Origin of the sequence: Natronolimnohabitans innermongolicus JCM 12255 (assembly GCF_000337215.1) — an archaeon.
GTDB classification, from domain to species: Archaea; Halobacteriota; Halobacteria; order Halobacteriales; family Natrialbaceae; genus Natronolimnohabitans; species Natronolimnohabitans innermongolicus.
Genome location: NZ_AOHZ01000033.1, coordinates 24,595 through 40,041 on the forward strand (window position 1 = coordinate 24,595; position 15,447 = coordinate 40,041).

The 15,447-nt window shown below is 65.1% G+C and carries 15 protein-coding genes; 9 read left to right on the top strand and 6 right to left on the bottom strand.

Features of this window, described 5'->3' with window-relative positions:
- The first annotated feature begins 102 nt into the window (after window positions 1-102).
- The 3 genes from C493_RS06255 (at window position 103) to C493_RS06265 (ending at window position 3,531) form a co-directional block, all read left to right on the top strand.
- Window positions 103-981, top strand: coding sequence for a winged helix-turn-helix domain-containing protein (locus C493_RS06255; RefSeq protein WP_007258574.1), 879 nt, complete (start codon window positions 103-105; stop codon window positions 979-981).
- A 122-nt stretch (window positions 982-1,103) separates the two neighbouring features.
- Window positions 1,104-1,715 (top strand): alpha/beta hydrolase, encoded by a 612-nt coding sequence (locus C493_RS06260; protein WP_007258575.1) that lies wholly within the window; start codon window positions 1,104-1,106, stop codon window positions 1,713-1,715.
- A 202-nt stretch (window positions 1,716-1,917) separates the two neighbouring features.
- A complete protein-coding gene (locus C493_RS06265) occupies window positions 1,918-3,531 on the top strand; it encodes a long-chain-fatty-acid--CoA ligase (protein ID WP_007258576.1) in 1,614 nt (537 codons plus the stop codon).
- 34 nt (window positions 3,532-3,565) lie between these two features.
- On the opposite strand, the gene C493_RS06270 is transcribed toward C493_RS06265, so the two are convergent.
- Both C493_RS06270 and C493_RS06275 read right to left on the bottom strand, forming a co-directional pair.
- Window positions 3,566-5,434: a helicase HerA domain-containing protein gene (locus C493_RS06270; RefSeq protein WP_007258577.1), complete on the bottom strand. Its 1,869-nt coding sequence runs from the start codon at window positions 5,432-5,434 to the stop codon at window positions 3,566-3,568.
- Window positions 5,435-5,634: 200 nt separating this feature from the next.
- Window positions 5,635-6,267, bottom strand: a complete 633-nt coding sequence (locus C493_RS06275) for a DUF7344 domain-containing protein (protein ID WP_007258578.1) — start codon at window positions 6,265-6,267, stop codon at window positions 5,635-5,637.
- A gap of 368 nt (window positions 6,268-6,635) precedes the next feature.
- On the opposite strand from C493_RS06275, the gene C493_RS06280 reads away from it, so the two are divergent.
- Window positions 6,636-7,001, top strand: coding sequence for a DUF7113 family protein (locus tag C493_RS06280; protein ID WP_007258579.1), 366 nt, complete (start codon window positions 6,636-6,638; stop codon window positions 6,999-7,001).
- 81 nt (window positions 7,002-7,082) lie between these two features.
- On the opposite strand, the gene C493_RS06285 is transcribed toward C493_RS06280, so the two are convergent.
- Window positions 7,083-8,360 (bottom strand): DNA double-strand break repair nuclease NurA, encoded by a 1,278-nt coding sequence (locus tag C493_RS06285; protein ID WP_007258580.1) that lies wholly within the window; start codon window positions 8,358-8,360, stop codon window positions 7,083-7,085.
- A gap of 118 nt (window positions 8,361-8,478) precedes the next feature.
- Between C493_RS06285 and C493_RS06290 the strand changes: the two genes are divergently transcribed.
- Window positions 8,479-8,748 (top strand): hypothetical protein, encoded by a 270-nt coding sequence (locus C493_RS06290; RefSeq protein WP_007258581.1) that lies wholly within the window; start codon window positions 8,479-8,481, stop codon window positions 8,746-8,748.
- Between the two features lie 44 nt (window positions 8,749-8,792).
- Here C493_RS06290 and C493_RS06295 read toward each other — a convergent pair whose 3' ends face one another.
- The 3 genes from C493_RS06295 to C493_RS06305 form a co-directional block, all read right to left on the bottom strand.
- Window positions 8,793-9,794, bottom strand: a complete 1,002-nt coding sequence (locus C493_RS06295) for a hypothetical protein (protein WP_007258582.1) — start codon at window positions 9,792-9,794, stop codon at window positions 8,793-8,795.
- Between the two features lie 13 nt (window positions 9,795-9,807).
- The gene (locus C493_RS06300; RefSeq protein WP_049889176.1) at window positions 9,808-10,002 is read right to left on the bottom strand and encodes a DUF4177 domain-containing protein; all 195 of its coding nucleotides are present in this window, start codon (window positions 10,000-10,002) and stop codon (window positions 9,808-9,810) included.
- Between the two features lie 66 nt (window positions 10,003-10,068).
- Window positions 10,069-10,485, bottom strand: coding sequence for a thiol-disulfide oxidoreductase DCC family protein (locus tag C493_RS06305; RefSeq protein ID WP_007258584.1), 417 nt, complete (start codon window positions 10,483-10,485; stop codon window positions 10,069-10,071).
- A 171-nt stretch (window positions 10,486-10,656) separates the two neighbouring features.
- Between C493_RS06305 and gpmI the strand changes: the two genes are divergently transcribed.
- The 4 genes from gpmI to C493_RS06325 all read left to right on the top strand — a co-directional run bounded on the left by gpmI (window position 10,657) and on the right by C493_RS06325 (window position 15,166).
- Window positions 10,657-12,234 carry a 2,3-bisphosphoglycerate-independent phosphoglycerate mutase gene (gene gpmI, locus C493_RS06310; protein ID WP_007258585.1) on the top strand — a complete coding sequence of 526 codons (1,578 nt, stop codon included), beginning with the start codon at window positions 10,657-10,659 and terminating at the stop codon, window positions 12,232-12,234.
- Window positions 12,235-12,359: 125 nt separating this feature from the next.
- Window positions 12,360-13,649: an O-acetylhomoserine aminocarboxypropyltransferase/cysteine synthase family protein gene (locus C493_RS06315; protein WP_007258586.1), complete on the top strand. Its 1,290-nt coding sequence runs from the start codon at window positions 12,360-12,362 to the stop codon at window positions 13,647-13,649.
- A 215-nt stretch (window positions 13,650-13,864) separates the two neighbouring features.
- Window positions 13,865-14,254, top strand: coding sequence for a DUF7522 family protein (locus C493_RS06320; RefSeq protein ID WP_007258587.1), 390 nt, complete (start codon window positions 13,865-13,867; stop codon window positions 14,252-14,254).
- Between the two features lie 378 nt (window positions 14,255-14,632).
- The gene (locus C493_RS06325) at window positions 14,633-15,166 is read left to right on the top strand and encodes a DUF5813 family protein (RefSeq protein WP_007258589.1); all 534 of its coding nucleotides are present in this window, start codon (window positions 14,633-14,635) and stop codon (window positions 15,164-15,166) included.
- Window positions 15,167-15,447: the final 281 nt, after the last annotated feature.

Below are 15,447 nucleotides of genomic sequence, written 5' to 3' on the forward strand. Positions count from 1 at the left end.
TTTGCGAACTCGATTTCACAAGTCGTGCTAACACGACGCATCTGATGGCCGTCGCCACTCGAGAGCCGGAACTGTCATTGCGCTGTCCGACGAGGAGCCGATATGGCACCGGACGGGGGCGACGCTTCGGAGACCGAGCGGGACGTCGACGCCCGCGAGGCGTTCTCGCTTTTGGGCCACGAGATCCGCCTCGAGATCCTGCTCGCGCTGCTCGAGGACTGGGTCGCGATCTACACGGAGCCGAAATCCTACGCCGAACTGATGGACGCCGTCGGCGTCCGGGACAGCGGTAAGTTCAATTACCACTTAGAGCAGTTGCGCGGCGTCTACGTCCGGCAGGTCGAGGACGGCTACGTCCCGACGGCGAGCGCGACGGCGCTGTACCGCGCCGTGCTCGCCCACCGACCGACCGAGACGTTCGAACTCGAGTCGACGCCGATCGACGCCGACTGCCCGGTCTGCGGGAAGACGGCGACGCTGCGCTACGAACGTGGGTTCGTCTCGATCGACTGTGCGACCTGCGAGGAGTGGGTCGGCTTCACCTACTCGCTGCCCCAGCGCGCGTTCGACGGTCGCGACGTCGACGCCGTCCTCGAGGTCCTCGACGCTCGCGTTCGTCACGACCTCGGCGTGGCTCGCCGCGGCCAGTGTCCCGACTGCGGCGGCGCGACGACCGTCGATCCCCGACTCGAGGCCGTCGGCGACGCCCACTGGGTGGAACTCGCGTGCGAGACCTGCTCGCTCGTCGTCGGGATCGACCTCCCGTCCGCGATGCTCACGGACGACCGCGTCGCCGCCGCGTTCCGCGAGGTCAGCCTCGACCCCGAGCGCTACCTCTGGGAACTCCCCGCGGGAACGACCCGCCTCGAGTCCCGCGAACCGACGCGACTCGCCGTCGACCTCGAGGGCGACGGCGGAACCGTAACGATCGTCGTCGACGAGGCCCTCGCGCTCGAGTCCGTGGCCGTTCGCTCGCCGTAGCGCCGACTCCGCGTCCGCTCGCCGTCGGTCCGATTCCCCGCCCGTTCGTCGGCGGCGAGTCCGCTCGGACCCGCCCGCGAGCGATCCCAAACGCTGTTACCGTCCTCCACGGAGGGATACCCATGACCGACGTCCTTGTCCCCGGCGGTCGCGACGTCCGGGGGACGCTCGAGGAACCGACCGACGGAGCCGACGCGATCGTCGTCGCCTGCCCGCCCCATCCCCAACACGGCGGCTCTCGGTCCGATGGGCGACTGACGGCCGTCAGCGACGCCCTCGTCGACCGCGGGATCGCCTGCCTGCGCTTCGATTACGGGTCGTGGGACGAGGGGTACGGCGAACGGGCGGACGTCCGAAACGCCGTCCGCTGGGCTCGCGAAGAGGAGTACGATCGCGTGGGCCTCTTCGGCTACAGCTTCGGCGCGACGCTGTCGCTGCTGGCCGCGAGCGACCTCGAGTCCCCACCGGACGCCGTCGCTGTGCTCGCACCGACGGCGCAACTGGCCGAGGATCTGGACGCTTTCGAGGCGCTCGCAGGCCTCGAGACGCCGGTCCAGATTCGCTACGGCGAGCGCGATACCACCGTCGACTGGGAGCCGATCGTCGAGCGCGCCCGCGAGCGCGGCGACGACGTGGCGGCGCTGTCCGCGGACCACTTCTTCGTCGGCAAGCACGACACCATCGCGGGCGACGTCGCCGCGTTTTTCGAGCGGGTGTTGCTCGAGTCGATCTGAGTCGTGCCAACGGAACTGCACCGCGCAGTTTTGACACCGATTCTCGCGACCGGTCGCCACACGTAGCCCAGGATGTTCCCGTTCGCGACACGGTTTCCGGGATGACCCCACGCCGACCGCGACCTCGAGCTCCGGTCGGGCGGATGAGCCGCGCCTTGGAATATCCGGAAAGAATAACATAGAACATGGAAGATGATGTCGTATGGAAGTCCCACTCCTGGTGACCGATTTCCTCGACCGGGCGAGAAAGTACTACGGCGACGAAGAAGCCATCGTCGCGACGAGCGGCGAGCGGTTTACGTACGAGGAGTTCGGCAACCGGGCCGACCGGCTCTCGACGGTTCTACAGGAGCGCGGCATCGAGAAGGGAGACCGGGTGGCTGTGCTCGATCCGAACACGCACTACCAGCTCGAGTCGGCGTACGGGATCATGCAGCTCGGAGCGATCCACACGCCGCTCAACTACCGGCTGACGCCCGAAGACTACGAGTATCTGCTCAGCGACTCCGGCGCGAAGGCCATCATCGCCGACTCCGAGTACGCCGACAAGATCGAACCGATCCGCGACGAGGTTCCGACGGAGATCTTCATCACGAACGACGTCGACGACGTTGACGGCGACTGGGAGGGGTTCGACGACCTCATCGACGGCCTCGAGCCGGAGTACGACCGTCCCGAGATGAGCGAGGACGACGTCATCACCATCAACTACACCTCCGGGACGACTGGCGATCCGAAAGGCGTCATGCGGACCCACCGTACCGAGTCGCTGCACGCCCAACTCGTGACGATTCACCACGAGATCCGCGACGACGACGTCTACCTCTGGACGCTGCCGATGTTCCACGTCAACGGCTGGGGCCACATCTACGCGATCACCGGAATGGGCGCAAAACACGTCTGTACCCGTGGCGTCGACGCGGCGGAGATCTTCCGGCAGATCGTCGACGAGGACGTCTCGTTTCTCTGTTGTGCCCCGACGGTCCTCAGCATGCTCGGCGAGTACTACGAGGAACACGACGTCCAGACCGACGGCGACAACCCGATGCGCGTCACCGCAGCCGGTGCCGCACCGCCGGAGGCCGTCATCGAGACCGTCGAAGAGGAGTTCGGCTGGCACTTTCGCCAACTCTACGGCGCGACCGAGACGGGGCCGCTCATCGGCACGTCCGCGACCCGCCGGCTCATCGATGAGGACAGCGACGATCGGTTCGCGCTGAAAAAGCGCCAGGGGATCGCGCCACTGGCGACCGAGGTTGCGGTCGTCGACGAGGACGGCACCGAGGTCCCATGGGACGACGAGACGATCGGCGAGATCCTCGTCCGGGGCAACCAGGTGATGGAGGGCTACTGGGAGAAGCCCGACGCGACCGAAGAAGCGTTCACCGAGAAGCGGGACGGCTGGTTCCACACCGGCGACCTGGCCGTCGTCAACGAGGACGGTATGCTGTCGATTCAAGACCGCGAGAAGGACATCATCATCTCCGGCGGCGAGAACATCTCGAGCATCGAACTCGAGGACACCTTGTTCGACCATCCGGCGGTCTCGGACGTCGCGGTGATTCCGGCACCCAGCGACCAGTGGGGCGAAACGCCGAAGGCGTTCGTCGTGCCGAGCAACGAGAATCCCGACGATCCGCCGGTGTCGGCGGACGAACTGACGGCGTTCACGCGCGAGCGACTCGCCGGCTACAAGGTCGTCCATCGGGTGGAGTTCGTCGACGAACTCCCGACGACGGCGACCGGCAAGATACAGAAGTACGAGCTGCGCGAGCAAGAGTGGGACGACGAAGAGTCGATGGTCGGCCAGGGGTGAGGGCTCTCCGGTCGGTCTCGCTCGGACCGTCTCGTCAGTCCCGGCCGTGTCTGGTCAGACACTTCGAGAGGCCGATCAGTTCGACGGGTTCGGAGTTATCGGGCGAGTAGACGACCATCTGCCCTTTCTCCATGTAGGGCACTTTCGACTCGAGCGTGCTGGGGATGTTGACGCTCTTGATGGCGTCCTCGTCGCCCAGGTTGAGGACGACGGTCGTGTTGATCTGTTTGAAGACGGCGTCGTCGATGTCCTGTGGGTCCTGGGTGATCAGGAACAGCCCTAACCGTTCTTTGCGGCCCTGCTTCGCGGCTTCGGTGAACTTGGTAATGACCTTCCGGGCCTGGACGCTGTCGGCGTCGGTGAGGAAGTTGTGGGCCTCGTCCATCCCGAGGACGAGCGGCGTCTCCTTGATTCGATCGTAGGTCGGATCGTTCGAGAGTTTCTCGTCGATCAGCAGCGAGGAGAGCGCGAGGACGACGGCCTCCGTCGCTCTGGTGTCGTTGACGTGGTAGGTCGGAACGACCGAGAGCCCGCCGGGGCGGACGAACTGGTGGATCAGTTCGGTGATCGGCCGCGCGTCCTGATCGAAGACGTCGTCGAAACCGAAGACCCGCCGGCGGACGGCATCGTAAGTCGCCTCGTGGACGCGCCCGGACTCGTCGAGTTCCTCCCGGAGCGCGGGGTCGTCGAGGAACGATTTGAATTCGGTGTAGGTTCCCCCGTCCCCGTAATCCCTGAAAAACCGATCGATCAGGTACGTAAGCGCGCCGTACTGGTTGTCATTTAAGGAGCCGCCGGAGACGAGCCACGGGCGGGTCCGACACATCGTGAACGGAATCGTGAACTCGACCTGCTGGGCGCGGTGGTGGCCCGCCGCGTAGGAGGCGTCTCCCACTTTCGGGACGAACGCGGTCGTATCGGCGACCCCGCCGTAGGCGACGTTCTCGCGCTCGAGTCGTCGCGCGAACGCGTCGTCCAGGTCGGGGTTGTCGTCGTGCATCTGGGCGTACTCGTCCTGCGGGTCGAACTGGACGACCGCGGGGCCGACGTCGCGGCCGTCCTCCATCGGGTAGGTCCGCTCCTCGGCGAGGAACTGTCGCAGGATGTTCTTCGCGCCGTGGGTCTTCCCCGACCCCGTACCGCCGGCGATCAACGTATGCCGGAAGACGAGCGGATCGCCCGCGTCGTAGTCGTCTTTCAGCCGATAATCGATAGTGGGCGGCGAAGCCGCGGTCCGCACCTTCTCGCCGCCGACCGAGAGGTGGCCGAGGAAGACGCCGTCCTCGGGCATCTTCAGCCCCGTCTTGATCTGTTCGGTGTCGTCAGCGGTCCGGATCACCGTCTGGGGTTTCGGCACGCGGTCGGTCATCCGTCGTTTCAGTTCGCCGTCGTCGTCGTAGAGAACCGCGACCGGCTCGAGTTCGGCGACGAACTTGTAGTCGGCTTCGTCGACGCCGTCGCTTCGCATCGCGCGACGGGCGTGAATCTCGGTGGCGTCGTCGGCGTGATACTGCTGGGCGTACTCGAGTCCCGTGATGCGACAGAACAGCGTCTCCCCGTCGGGGTAGGGCGCGAGCAGATAGCTCCCGATGCGGATCGACGAGCGGTTGCCCTGCGTGACGTACGCGCGTAGCGTGGTTTCGTCTTCCTCCTCGGCGACGCGCAGTCCCTGGGAGACACAGAGCGCGCCGATACCGACGTCTTCGCCCCGCGGTTCGACGGACGTCGATTCGAAGGCGTCGTCCGCGTCGGTCTCGGAGTGTTCCGCGGCTGATTCTGTCGTCTCGTCGGAAGGTGTCGGCGTTGCCGATCGATCGTCGCGATCGACCGTTTCGGACCCGCCAGCGGCCGAATCGCTGTCGGACTCGGCGCTGAAATCACCGAAGTCACCCAGATCGGTCATATCAGGTCCATCCGGCCCGGCCTACAAACCCGTTTCCCTCCGGACGTGGCGGACGAGCGAGCGACTCGAACGACGCGGTCGCTCGAGAGTAGTGAAAACGGATAGAAAAGCGCCCTCGGCGACGATTTTCCGTCGGTTGCGATGCGGTAGCGGTTCAGCTGTGGCGGCGACACGCACGGCCGTCGCGGGATCCCGTTTCGTTACGGGGCGATCGACATCGCCTGCTCGTCGGCGACGACGAGTCCGGAATCGGCGTCGAACTCGAGGATGCCGGCGTCGGCGAGACGGGGCAGGTGCGCGTGGTGGAGCTTGAGTTTCGCGCGCTCGGCGTCGGTCAGCGAGTCGACGCTGCTCGCGGCGAGCTTCGCGGCGAACTGGTCGACGGAGACCGGATTGGTGGCCGCCGACAGCATCGAGACGATGCGGATCCGAACAGGGTGGACGATCGCCTCGAGGAGCGCCTGGCCGTCCGGCCCGGCACAGAGATCGAGCAGTCCCGAGAGGTCGGCGGGGTGGACGGGCGACTCGTCGACGAGTTCGGCGCCGGTGTCGGCGTCGAACTCGAGGAGGCCGGCGTCGGCGAGACGGGGCAGGTGGTTGTGGACGAGGCTGGTGCGAATCTCGTGGCGAGCCTTTCCGGTCGAGACGCCGCCCGTCTCGCGCTCGATGATCGCCGTCGTCAGTTCCGCAAGCGACAGTCGGGTTCGGTGCGTGCCGAGAATCTCGAGGACGCGAATCCGGCGCGGGTGTCGAAAGACGTCATAGCACTCTGCAGGAACGTTTTTGAGAGGGTCCCGGTCACTTGTACCGCCGAGGTGGGCTTCTGAACTCATTACCAGAAGACACTGGTGGAATGGGGTTAAGCCCGTTTCCAAAACGATTTGGCCCGGGAACGAGCGGTTACTTTCGTAACCATTACTTACCCATAACTATCTGTGTAGAAACCATTATATCGATGGGTGTGGGGGGTCGCCTACGGATCTCGTTTCGTGGTGTTCGGGTAGACTACCGAACGTGTAACGGCGATATAACGAGTCCCCGACAGTGCCGTGGCGTATACGGCCGTCCGGTACCGCTAGATTGATCGGGGTCCAACGTCCCGACGCGACCCCACCCCTCGGATATCGTGCCAGCGCAGACGAATGACTGGCTGTATCAGCGCGCCACTGTCTTTTTGCGGCCGCACGTCCTACGGTCTCGTATGATCCTGGTACGCGGTCGTGCCGGCGGCACCGAACTCACTGGCACGCTGTACGAGCGGGGTGAGCGAGCCCCTTCGTTTCGTGGCGCGCCGGACGAAGCTGCCGCGTACGTCTGGGTGTGTGACGAATTCTACGAGGTCGACAGCGGCGGCTCCTCCCAACTCGTCGACGGGCGCGAAGTGAATCTCGCGTTCGAGTCGCCGATGCCTCGCGGATTCGATACCCGCGAGCAGGCGATCGAGGCCGCCAAAGAACACGTCAAGACCCAGTTCGCTCGCATCGGCGTCGATCCCGCCGACGTCGAACTCGAAGTCGAGAAAACCGACGGAGCGACCGAAGAAGCGGGAAGCGAGGGCGGGGCGTAATACTCTGTTAGCCCGGCCGTAACGCCGAATTGATAGCATTCCACTTTTGCAACCCCGGCGTTTGCGCCGGGGAGGATAGTATCACCGCGTTTCCTCCCACCGATGGTCGTCGTAGGTCCGGTCCTGCGACGTATCGAACTGCGCCTCGAGGGTCTCGCGCAGCGACGCCTTCTCCGAGCGGCTGATCCGGGCGAGTTCGTCCGCCTTCTCGACGATCGTCGGCGGACCGTGGGCGACGGCGACGTCCTGCAGGAGTTGCATCGTCAGGGCCGCTCGCGTGTCGGAGTCGCGAGTGAACGCGTACGGCGCCTCGAGCCGGTAGATGAGGTCGTCCCGCGGGTCGTAGACGACACAGAACGTCACCTCGTACTGCTCGGGCGCCAGCGTTCGGTCGACCCCGAGCGCGTCGCCGTGGATCGACAGCGGCCGGTCGACCCCGCCGCGCGAGCGAAACCAGTTGGTGTAGGTCAGCGCCGACGTCTCTCGCTCCCAGCGTTCGCCCTCGACGTCGTCGACGTACTCGCCGCGCTCGAGCAGGCGCGTAAAGAGCGCCGCGTCGTCGTTCCAGGGGGTCGCGAGGTCGACGTTTCGTTTTTCTTTCAGCGTTCGCGTCACGACGCGCGTCGCCGGGTTCTTGACGAAGCCGACGAGGGGAACGCCGCGCTCGACGAACGTTTCGACGAGCCGAACGTAGTTCTCGAGGACCGTCGTCGGACGGGGGTCCTCGAGCAGGAAGTCCTCGAGGTCGGGGTGCTGGTCGGCCCAGCGCAGCAGGCCGCGGGGGTAGATCGGTCCGTCGAGGACGAGCAGGTCGTCGACGTCCTCGGCGTGGTCGAGGGCGTGGTTGCTCTCGGCGAGGTAGAGCGCGAGCGCGTGGACGACTCCCTCGGCGAACCGGGGTAGCGGCGGGATCTTGACCGCGCGGCTTCGACTGTACCCCTCGTCGAAGGCCCCCCACGACTCGTCGACGGTCATCGTCTCGTCGTTCGAGTGGACCGTCATCACGGTCGTCCGCGACCGATGGACGTCGAGGTCACTCGGCGTCGCGCTCATCGCCGCCTGCGCGATGTCGATCACGAGACCGTTTTTGAACGTCGTCGGGTTGATCGTCCCCGCGTCGAGACCGTGCTCGCTCTCGAAGGGCCGTTCGTGGAGTGCGACGTCCTCGCAGTCGACCCGACGGCGCCGCTGTTCGTCGACCGGCTCGAGAACCCGCCGCCCGTCGCCGTCGACGAGCGGATCGAGAAACTCCTCCCAGACCGTCTTCGCGAACGCGCGACGGTCGCGCGCGTCGGCACCGTGGTCGATCCGCCGCGCGAGCCGCGCGATACCGTCGAAGTGGACCGGATCGAGCGTCATACACGCTCCCGCTCAGTCCACTCGCAAAAAGTCAGCGGTCGGGCCGGCGGACCTGTCGGGGCAGTGTTCACTCGAGGACGTGTAAATTCTCATCAGAAAAATTATATGTACTGGCGGTATGGATGCGGACGACCCGATGTCCGAACGAGTTACGGAGGAGGCCGGGTCGGAGGCCACTCCGATCAACTGGCGACAGGACGGTGCCGAGATTACGCTCTACGACGAGACCAACGCCGACGCCTGGATCAGCCTCACGTTCGAGGCCGGCGTTCCGCCGGAGCACCGACTCTACATGATCTGTGACGACTGCGGCGCCGTCTTCGCTCAGCGAACCGTGCCCGGCCACAGCACCGTCTGTGGCGACTGCGGTGCGACGTTCGATCACTGAGCGAGTCGAGATTCTGTCGGCGGTGACGCCGTGTGACGGATCGGTTAGTCACCACGGAGTACGAGCGGTCCCATCGCCGAGGTTCGTTTTGCTACCGTCGCCAGCCGAAGGATGTAGGAGACGAACAGCAAGAACGGCAGGAGACAGATCGTGTACGCGGAGACGACAACCCACAGCAGCGCGTCGATGCCGAGAATCGTTCCGGTGACCGTCGTCGTATCGACGAACATGAGCACGCCGCCGGCGACGACGAGCGCCACGACGGCCAGATAGAGAATCCCCTGTGAGAGCTTGACGAGTGACCACTGAAAGTACAGCGTCTTGATGTACTCCCGAGAGGGGCCGTACATCGCGAGCGCCTCGAGCGTCTCGACGCCCGCGTCACGTTGCCGGGCGGTCAGACTCTCCTCGTAGTGGTCGAGCAGCCACCGGAGGTCGTACATCTTCCGGTCGTAGTTGTAGTTCAGCGCCGCTTTCATCACGTCGTACGAACCGAAGCCGGCGTCTTCGAGTCCGTCCGACGCGACCGACGCGTTCTCGAGTAAGTCGTCGACGTACTCCTCGACGTGTGACCGAAGGTCGTCGTCGTCGGTATCCGCGACGCGGGCTTCGAAGACCTGCGCTCGGTCGCTGGTGGCGTCGATCAACTCCTTGAGAAACAGTGCGGGGTTCGCGGGACTCGGAAACTCCAGGAGGTCGTCGGTGTTCTGGTAGAAATCCATCGCTCGATCCATCCGTTCGCGCTGGCCGCCGAGCGGACCGATTTCCTGTGAGAGCACCAGCTGGTTGATCGAAACGACGAGCGTAGTGCCGGTGATCAACGCGCCGATCAGCGCCTGAAACGTCATCTCGACCCAGTCAGTCGACGCCATCACCGCCCGGATCGAGGGGGAGCCGAGGTGTCCCCAGAGCAACAGCGTGACGAAGATGCCGGCCGCCGTCGCCCCCGTGAGGCGCCATCGGTTCGCGTTGAGCAACACCCAGAGCTTGAGACGGTTCTCGGCGGCTCGTTCCCGCATCGTGTTCGCGGACGTGAGATCCCTCATCTGTGAACCGTCGTCAGTCCTCGAGTCGTCGCTCGAAAACCAGGAATTTCGTGCCGCCGCCGTCGTAAGAAATCGTGTCGACGAGCCGCCACCCGTCGGTTCCGAGTTCGTTCAGTCGTCGCTCGGGGTTCGCCGATTCACGCTTGGTGAGCTCCGTGGGTGGCTCGATCACTTTGTACTCCCACTCTGCCGCCGAATCGTCCGTCACGTCCGAACCGTCCACTCGGAGACAGGTTACTCTTTGGCCGGAATACAGCGATCCGAACGGGTCCGGTCACTCCAAGAAGCGTTCCTGGACGTTTCCGGTCGGCATCATACACTGATCTTTCTTGCCGAAAAGCCGGTAGCGGTGGTCGGCGACGAGGTCGTACACCCAGTCGCGCAGTCGCCGCGGGAGGAATCGAGTCGGGCCGAGGAGTCGGTAGATCCCGCCCAGTCGCTGGGCGATCCGAATCACCGCGCTCGATTTGACGTAGCAGTCTTCGCTCTCGATCAGGACGACCGACTCGAGGTCGTGGCCCGCGAGGCCGTGCTCGGCGAGCAGTTCCTGGCCGGCGTCGGACTGCAGCGACGCGAAGTGAAACTGCCCCTCGGTGTCTCGAGGCACGATGAACTGCACGAAGCCGTGACAGAGGTTGCAGACGCCGTCGAAGAGGACGATGGGGGCATCGTCCGGCACGTCCGTCGTCATCGGATACCGGAGATCAGTCGGCGAGATAATTCAGCGTTCCGGTCGGCTGATCCGGCGGACTCGAGTGGGGCGAGCGCCGCCCCCGAGTCGCGGTACTCCAAAGCCGGCCGTACTGCACGGCTCCGATCGACGAACGACAGCTAGTTACGCCAGGGTAGAGTGCCCCCGCACATGGACGCTGCGCTGATCATCCTCGACGGGTGGGGACTCGGCGACGGGACGAGCAGAGACGCCGTGGCGGCGGCCGAGACGCCGACGTTCGACCGACTGGCCGAAGCCGGGGCGTACGGGACGCTCGAGGTTGCCGGCCGACGCGTCGGGTTACCGGACGGGCAGATGGGAAACAGCGAGGTCGGCCACCTCAACATCGGCGCCGGCCGCGTCGTCTACCAAGAGTACACCCGAATCTCGGACTCGGTCGACGACGGCTCGTTCCGCGAGAACGACGCGATCAACACGGCCTTCGACCACGCTCGCGAGAACGACGGCAGAGTCCACTTTCTCGGCCTCGTCAGCGACGGCGGCGTCCACTCGGATCAGGAGCACCTCCACGCCCTGATCGAACTGGCCGCCGATCGCGACATCGAGGCCGTCACTCACGCCTTTACCGACGGTCGGGACACGTCCCCGACGGGCGGTCGCGAGTACCTCGAGACGCTCGAAGACGTGATCGACGAGCACGGAACGGGCCGCGTGGCCACGGTCTCTGGCCGGTACTACGCGATGGACCGCGACCAGAACTGGGAACGGACGAAACGCGCCTACGACGCCATCGTCCACCGCGAGGCCGAGTACGAGGCCGATTCCGCCGTCGACGCGGTCGAAGCGTCCTACGACCGGGACGTGATGGACGAGTTCGTCGAACCCACCACGGTCGCCGACCGTCCCGCGCTCGAGGACGGCGCCGGCGCTGAGCAAAGCTCAGCTGGCAGCCATCTTGCGCTGCAAGATGGCGATTCGGTCGTTTGGTTCAACTTCCGTTCGGACCGCGCTCGCCAACTAACCCGGATGCTCGCCGACATCCGGAGCGAGGACTGGGCCGACCAGTTCGAGACCGCACCGCCGGAAACGGCGGTCGTCACGCTAACTCAGTACGACAAGACGTTCGACCTTCCGATCGCCTACCCGCCGAACCAGCCCGAAAACGTGCTGGGAGAGGTGCTCGCCGACGCCGGCCGAACGCAACTGCGGATCGCCGAGTCCGAAAAGTACGCCCACGTCACCTACTTCTTAAACGGCGGCCGCGAGGTCGAGTTCGACGGCGAGATCCGCGAGATCGTCGAGAGCCCTGACGTGCCGACTTACGACCGCCAGCCCGAGATGAGCGCGCCCGAGGTGACCGACACCGCGATTGCTACCATCGACTCCGACGATCCCGACGTGCTCGTGCTCAACTACGCCAACCCGGACATGGTCGGTCACACGGGCGACTACGAGGCGGCTATCGAGGCCGTCGAGGCCGTCGACGAACAGTTAGGTCGATTGACGGACGCCCTCGAGTCGGCCGGTGCGGACGTTCTCATTACCGCCGATCACGGCAACGCCGACGACATGGGGACCGAAGAAGACCCGCACACGGCGCACACGTACAACGACGTGCCGCTCGTCTACGTCGCGGCGGACGGCACTGACGGGGGTGGACGCACCGTCCGCGAGGGCGGCACCCTCGCCGATGTCGCGCCGACGATACTCGAACTGATCGGCGTACGACAACCACCGGAGATGACCGGCGAGAGCCTGCTCGAGTAGCTGACGGTCCGTTCGACGTGAGCGACGCCCCCGTCGTCGATCCCGGTCCGCTCGCTGTATCGTACGGGTGGGTCCACGCGACGTATCAAGGTTTTTGGTATCAACACCCGTGCGTCCAGACGTATATGAGCGAGGATTCCGACGACAGTCACCAGTTCGCCACGAACAGCATCCACGCCGGCCAGGAGCCCGACCCGACGACGGGCGCCCGTGCACCGCCGATCTACCAGACGACCTCCTACCAGTTCGACGACACCGACCACGCCGCCGCGCTGTTCGGCCTGGAGGAGGCCGGGAACATCTACTCGCGGATCATGAACCCGACGAACGCGATGTTAGAGGAACGCATCGCGACGCTCGAGGGGGGCGTCGGCGCGCTCGCAACCGCGTCGGGGATGGCCGCGTTCGACCTCGCGACGTTCATCCTCGCCGACGTCGGCGACAACATCGTCAGCGCGTCGTCGCTGTACGGCGGCACCTACACCTACCTGACGCACACCGTCGCCAAACGCGGCGTCGAGACGACGTTCGTCGACACGCTCGACTACGAGGCCTACGAGGAAGCGATCGACGACGACACGGCGTTCGTCCACCTCGAGACGATCGGCAACCCGGCGCTCGTCACGCCCGACATCGATCGCATCGCCGACATCGCCCACGACCACGACGTGCCGCTGTTCGTCGACAACACCTTCGCGACGCCGTATCTGTGCCGCCCGCTCGAACACGGCGCGGACCTGGTCTGGAACTCGACGACCAAGTGGATCCACGGCGCGGGCTCGACGGTCGGTGGCGTTCTGGTCGACGGCGGCTCGTTCCCGTGGCCGGAGGGCGACTACCCGGAGATCTCGGAGCCGAATCCCGCCTACCACGGCGTGAACTTCTACGAGACGTTCGGCGACGCGGCGTTCGCCATGGTCGCTCGAACCCGCGGCCTGCGCGACCTCGGAAACCAGCAGTCGCCGTTCGACGCCTGGACGACGCTCCAGAAACTCGAATCGCTCCCGCTGCGCATGGAGAAACACTGCGAGAACGCGATGGCCGTCGCGGAGTACCTCGAGGATCACTCGAAAGTGTCGTGGGTGAACTACCCGGGTCTCGAGAGCCACGAAACCCACGAGGAAGCCAGCGAGTACCTCGAGGGCGGCTACGGCGGGATGATCACGTTCGGCCTCGCGGACGGCTACGACGCCGCAGAGACGGTCTGTAACGAAGTCGACCTGACGAGTCTGCTGGCGAACGTCGGCGACGCCAAATCGCTGATCATCCACCCGGCGAGTACGACCCACCAACAGCTCACCGAGGAGGAGAAACTGGCCAGCGGGACGACCGACGACCTCGTGCGGCTCTCGGTCGGCATCGAGGACGTCGACGACGTCATCGCGGATCTCGATCAGGCGATCGACGCGGCCTGATACGGTTTCCTGTCCGTTTGATCCGGCGCACCCGCGATCCGGGCGGCGGTTGCGCCTGCACATCGGTACAGTAATCCGTATGAGTACGTGCCGGCGACGCGCTATCGACGCATTGCCGATCGCTGGCGACGCGTTGCTGACGCGCTGCTGTAACGATTTTCAGCTCGTCCGAAACGTCCCCCGCGATTAAGGTCTCGGGGACCGGAGCTATCGATATGCCTACCGGGTTACTCAGCGACGAGGCCGCAGAGCGGATCACGACGACCTGTCGGACCGCGATCGGGGACAGCCTCCGCTCGATCACGTACTTTACGCGCGACGACTTCGAGCAGGTCTATCTCCGAGACGACCTCGAGCGCGACGCCGACCTGTCGACGTTCATCGGCCACGAGTGGCGCGGCTTCAAGACCGCTCAGACGGCCTACGAGAACTCGGAGCTCGGCGATTACAACTACACGATCCGGGTCTTCGACAACGGCTTTCTCGTCCGGGTAACGACCGACAGCGACGGCGTCTTCGTCACGACCGACGGCCTCACGGTCAAAGACTTCGAAGAAGTCGCAACGGCGGTCAACGCGTTTCTCAGCGATCGCGAGCTCGAGTAGCGACAGACGCGAGCTGTTCCATCGTCGTTTCCTCGGTTCGGTGCTGTCGATGCTGTTCGTGACCGTCCTCCTCGCCCGCATGGTCGGAGGACGTTCCAATCGGCAGTCCGCAACCGAGTTCGCCGTCCGTTCCGAGAAGACGTGCGAATCGACGGCGGTCGGCGGCATGTCTATCGAGACTCATACCGTCGAAAAAGGACGATATCCGTTGTTGTAATGCGTCCCATTTGCCGCGGAAACGGCCGACTACGGGCACGGAACGATCCCCACGCCCGGTGGCGATTGTATCGCAGTAATCGCGTGTTTCGACGAAACGGTTCGACGTGGGGGGCGTCTGACAGCGTAACGCCCTTTTCCGTCACGGCCCTCGAACCGAGTATGGCTGACCTTCCCGACCCCGTGGCGGCCGAACTCGAGTCCCACAACGCGTTCGATCCAACCGACGACGCCGACGACGCGTACGAACTGACGACGACCGTCTTCGAAACCACCGTCGCTGCAACCGACGCCGAGGGAAAGCGTGACGGCGAGTTCCGCGTTCGCGTCGCGCTCCCGACCCTGGACGCCGCCGTCGCCGGCGAGACCGTCGCCCCCGTCGTCGAAGACGGCTGGTTCGAAACCCTCGAACGACGGCTCGAGGACGTCTTCAGCGTCGCGCACACGAGCACGCACGAGGAACCAACCCTGGAGCGCGACGGCGACGACGTGGTCGTCACCCTCGAGTACGTCGCCTGGGATGCCGCCGAGGGCGTCGACGACGCCAAGACGCTCATCGAGTACGTCGAAGGCACCTACGCCCAGGGTATCATCCCCGGTTACGAGTACCGCGGGCCGGCCGCGACGCTACTCGAGAACGCCCAGAGCCGCGGCCAGCAGACGAGCGAGGGCGAAAGCGGCGGCATGCCGATGTAACACAGCACGAATGAGCGTACTTTCTCCGGCCGGGAGCGCGACTCGAGCACCGCGAACCCTTCCGGGTTCGCTCAACGGGGAGGGCAGGCTATCACACCGCTACTCACCGCGAGTAAGCGGAGCGAACGAGCAGGCCGACGACCGATGTCAGTGACCGCAGGGAACGAACGGAGGGAGGAGTGCTTTTCATCGACGCTCTTGTGTAGCACTTTGTTGATATCACAGCGTCGCTTTGACAGCGTGTTTGAGCGCTTCTCTTCCTGGTTTCCGCAGTAACTTTC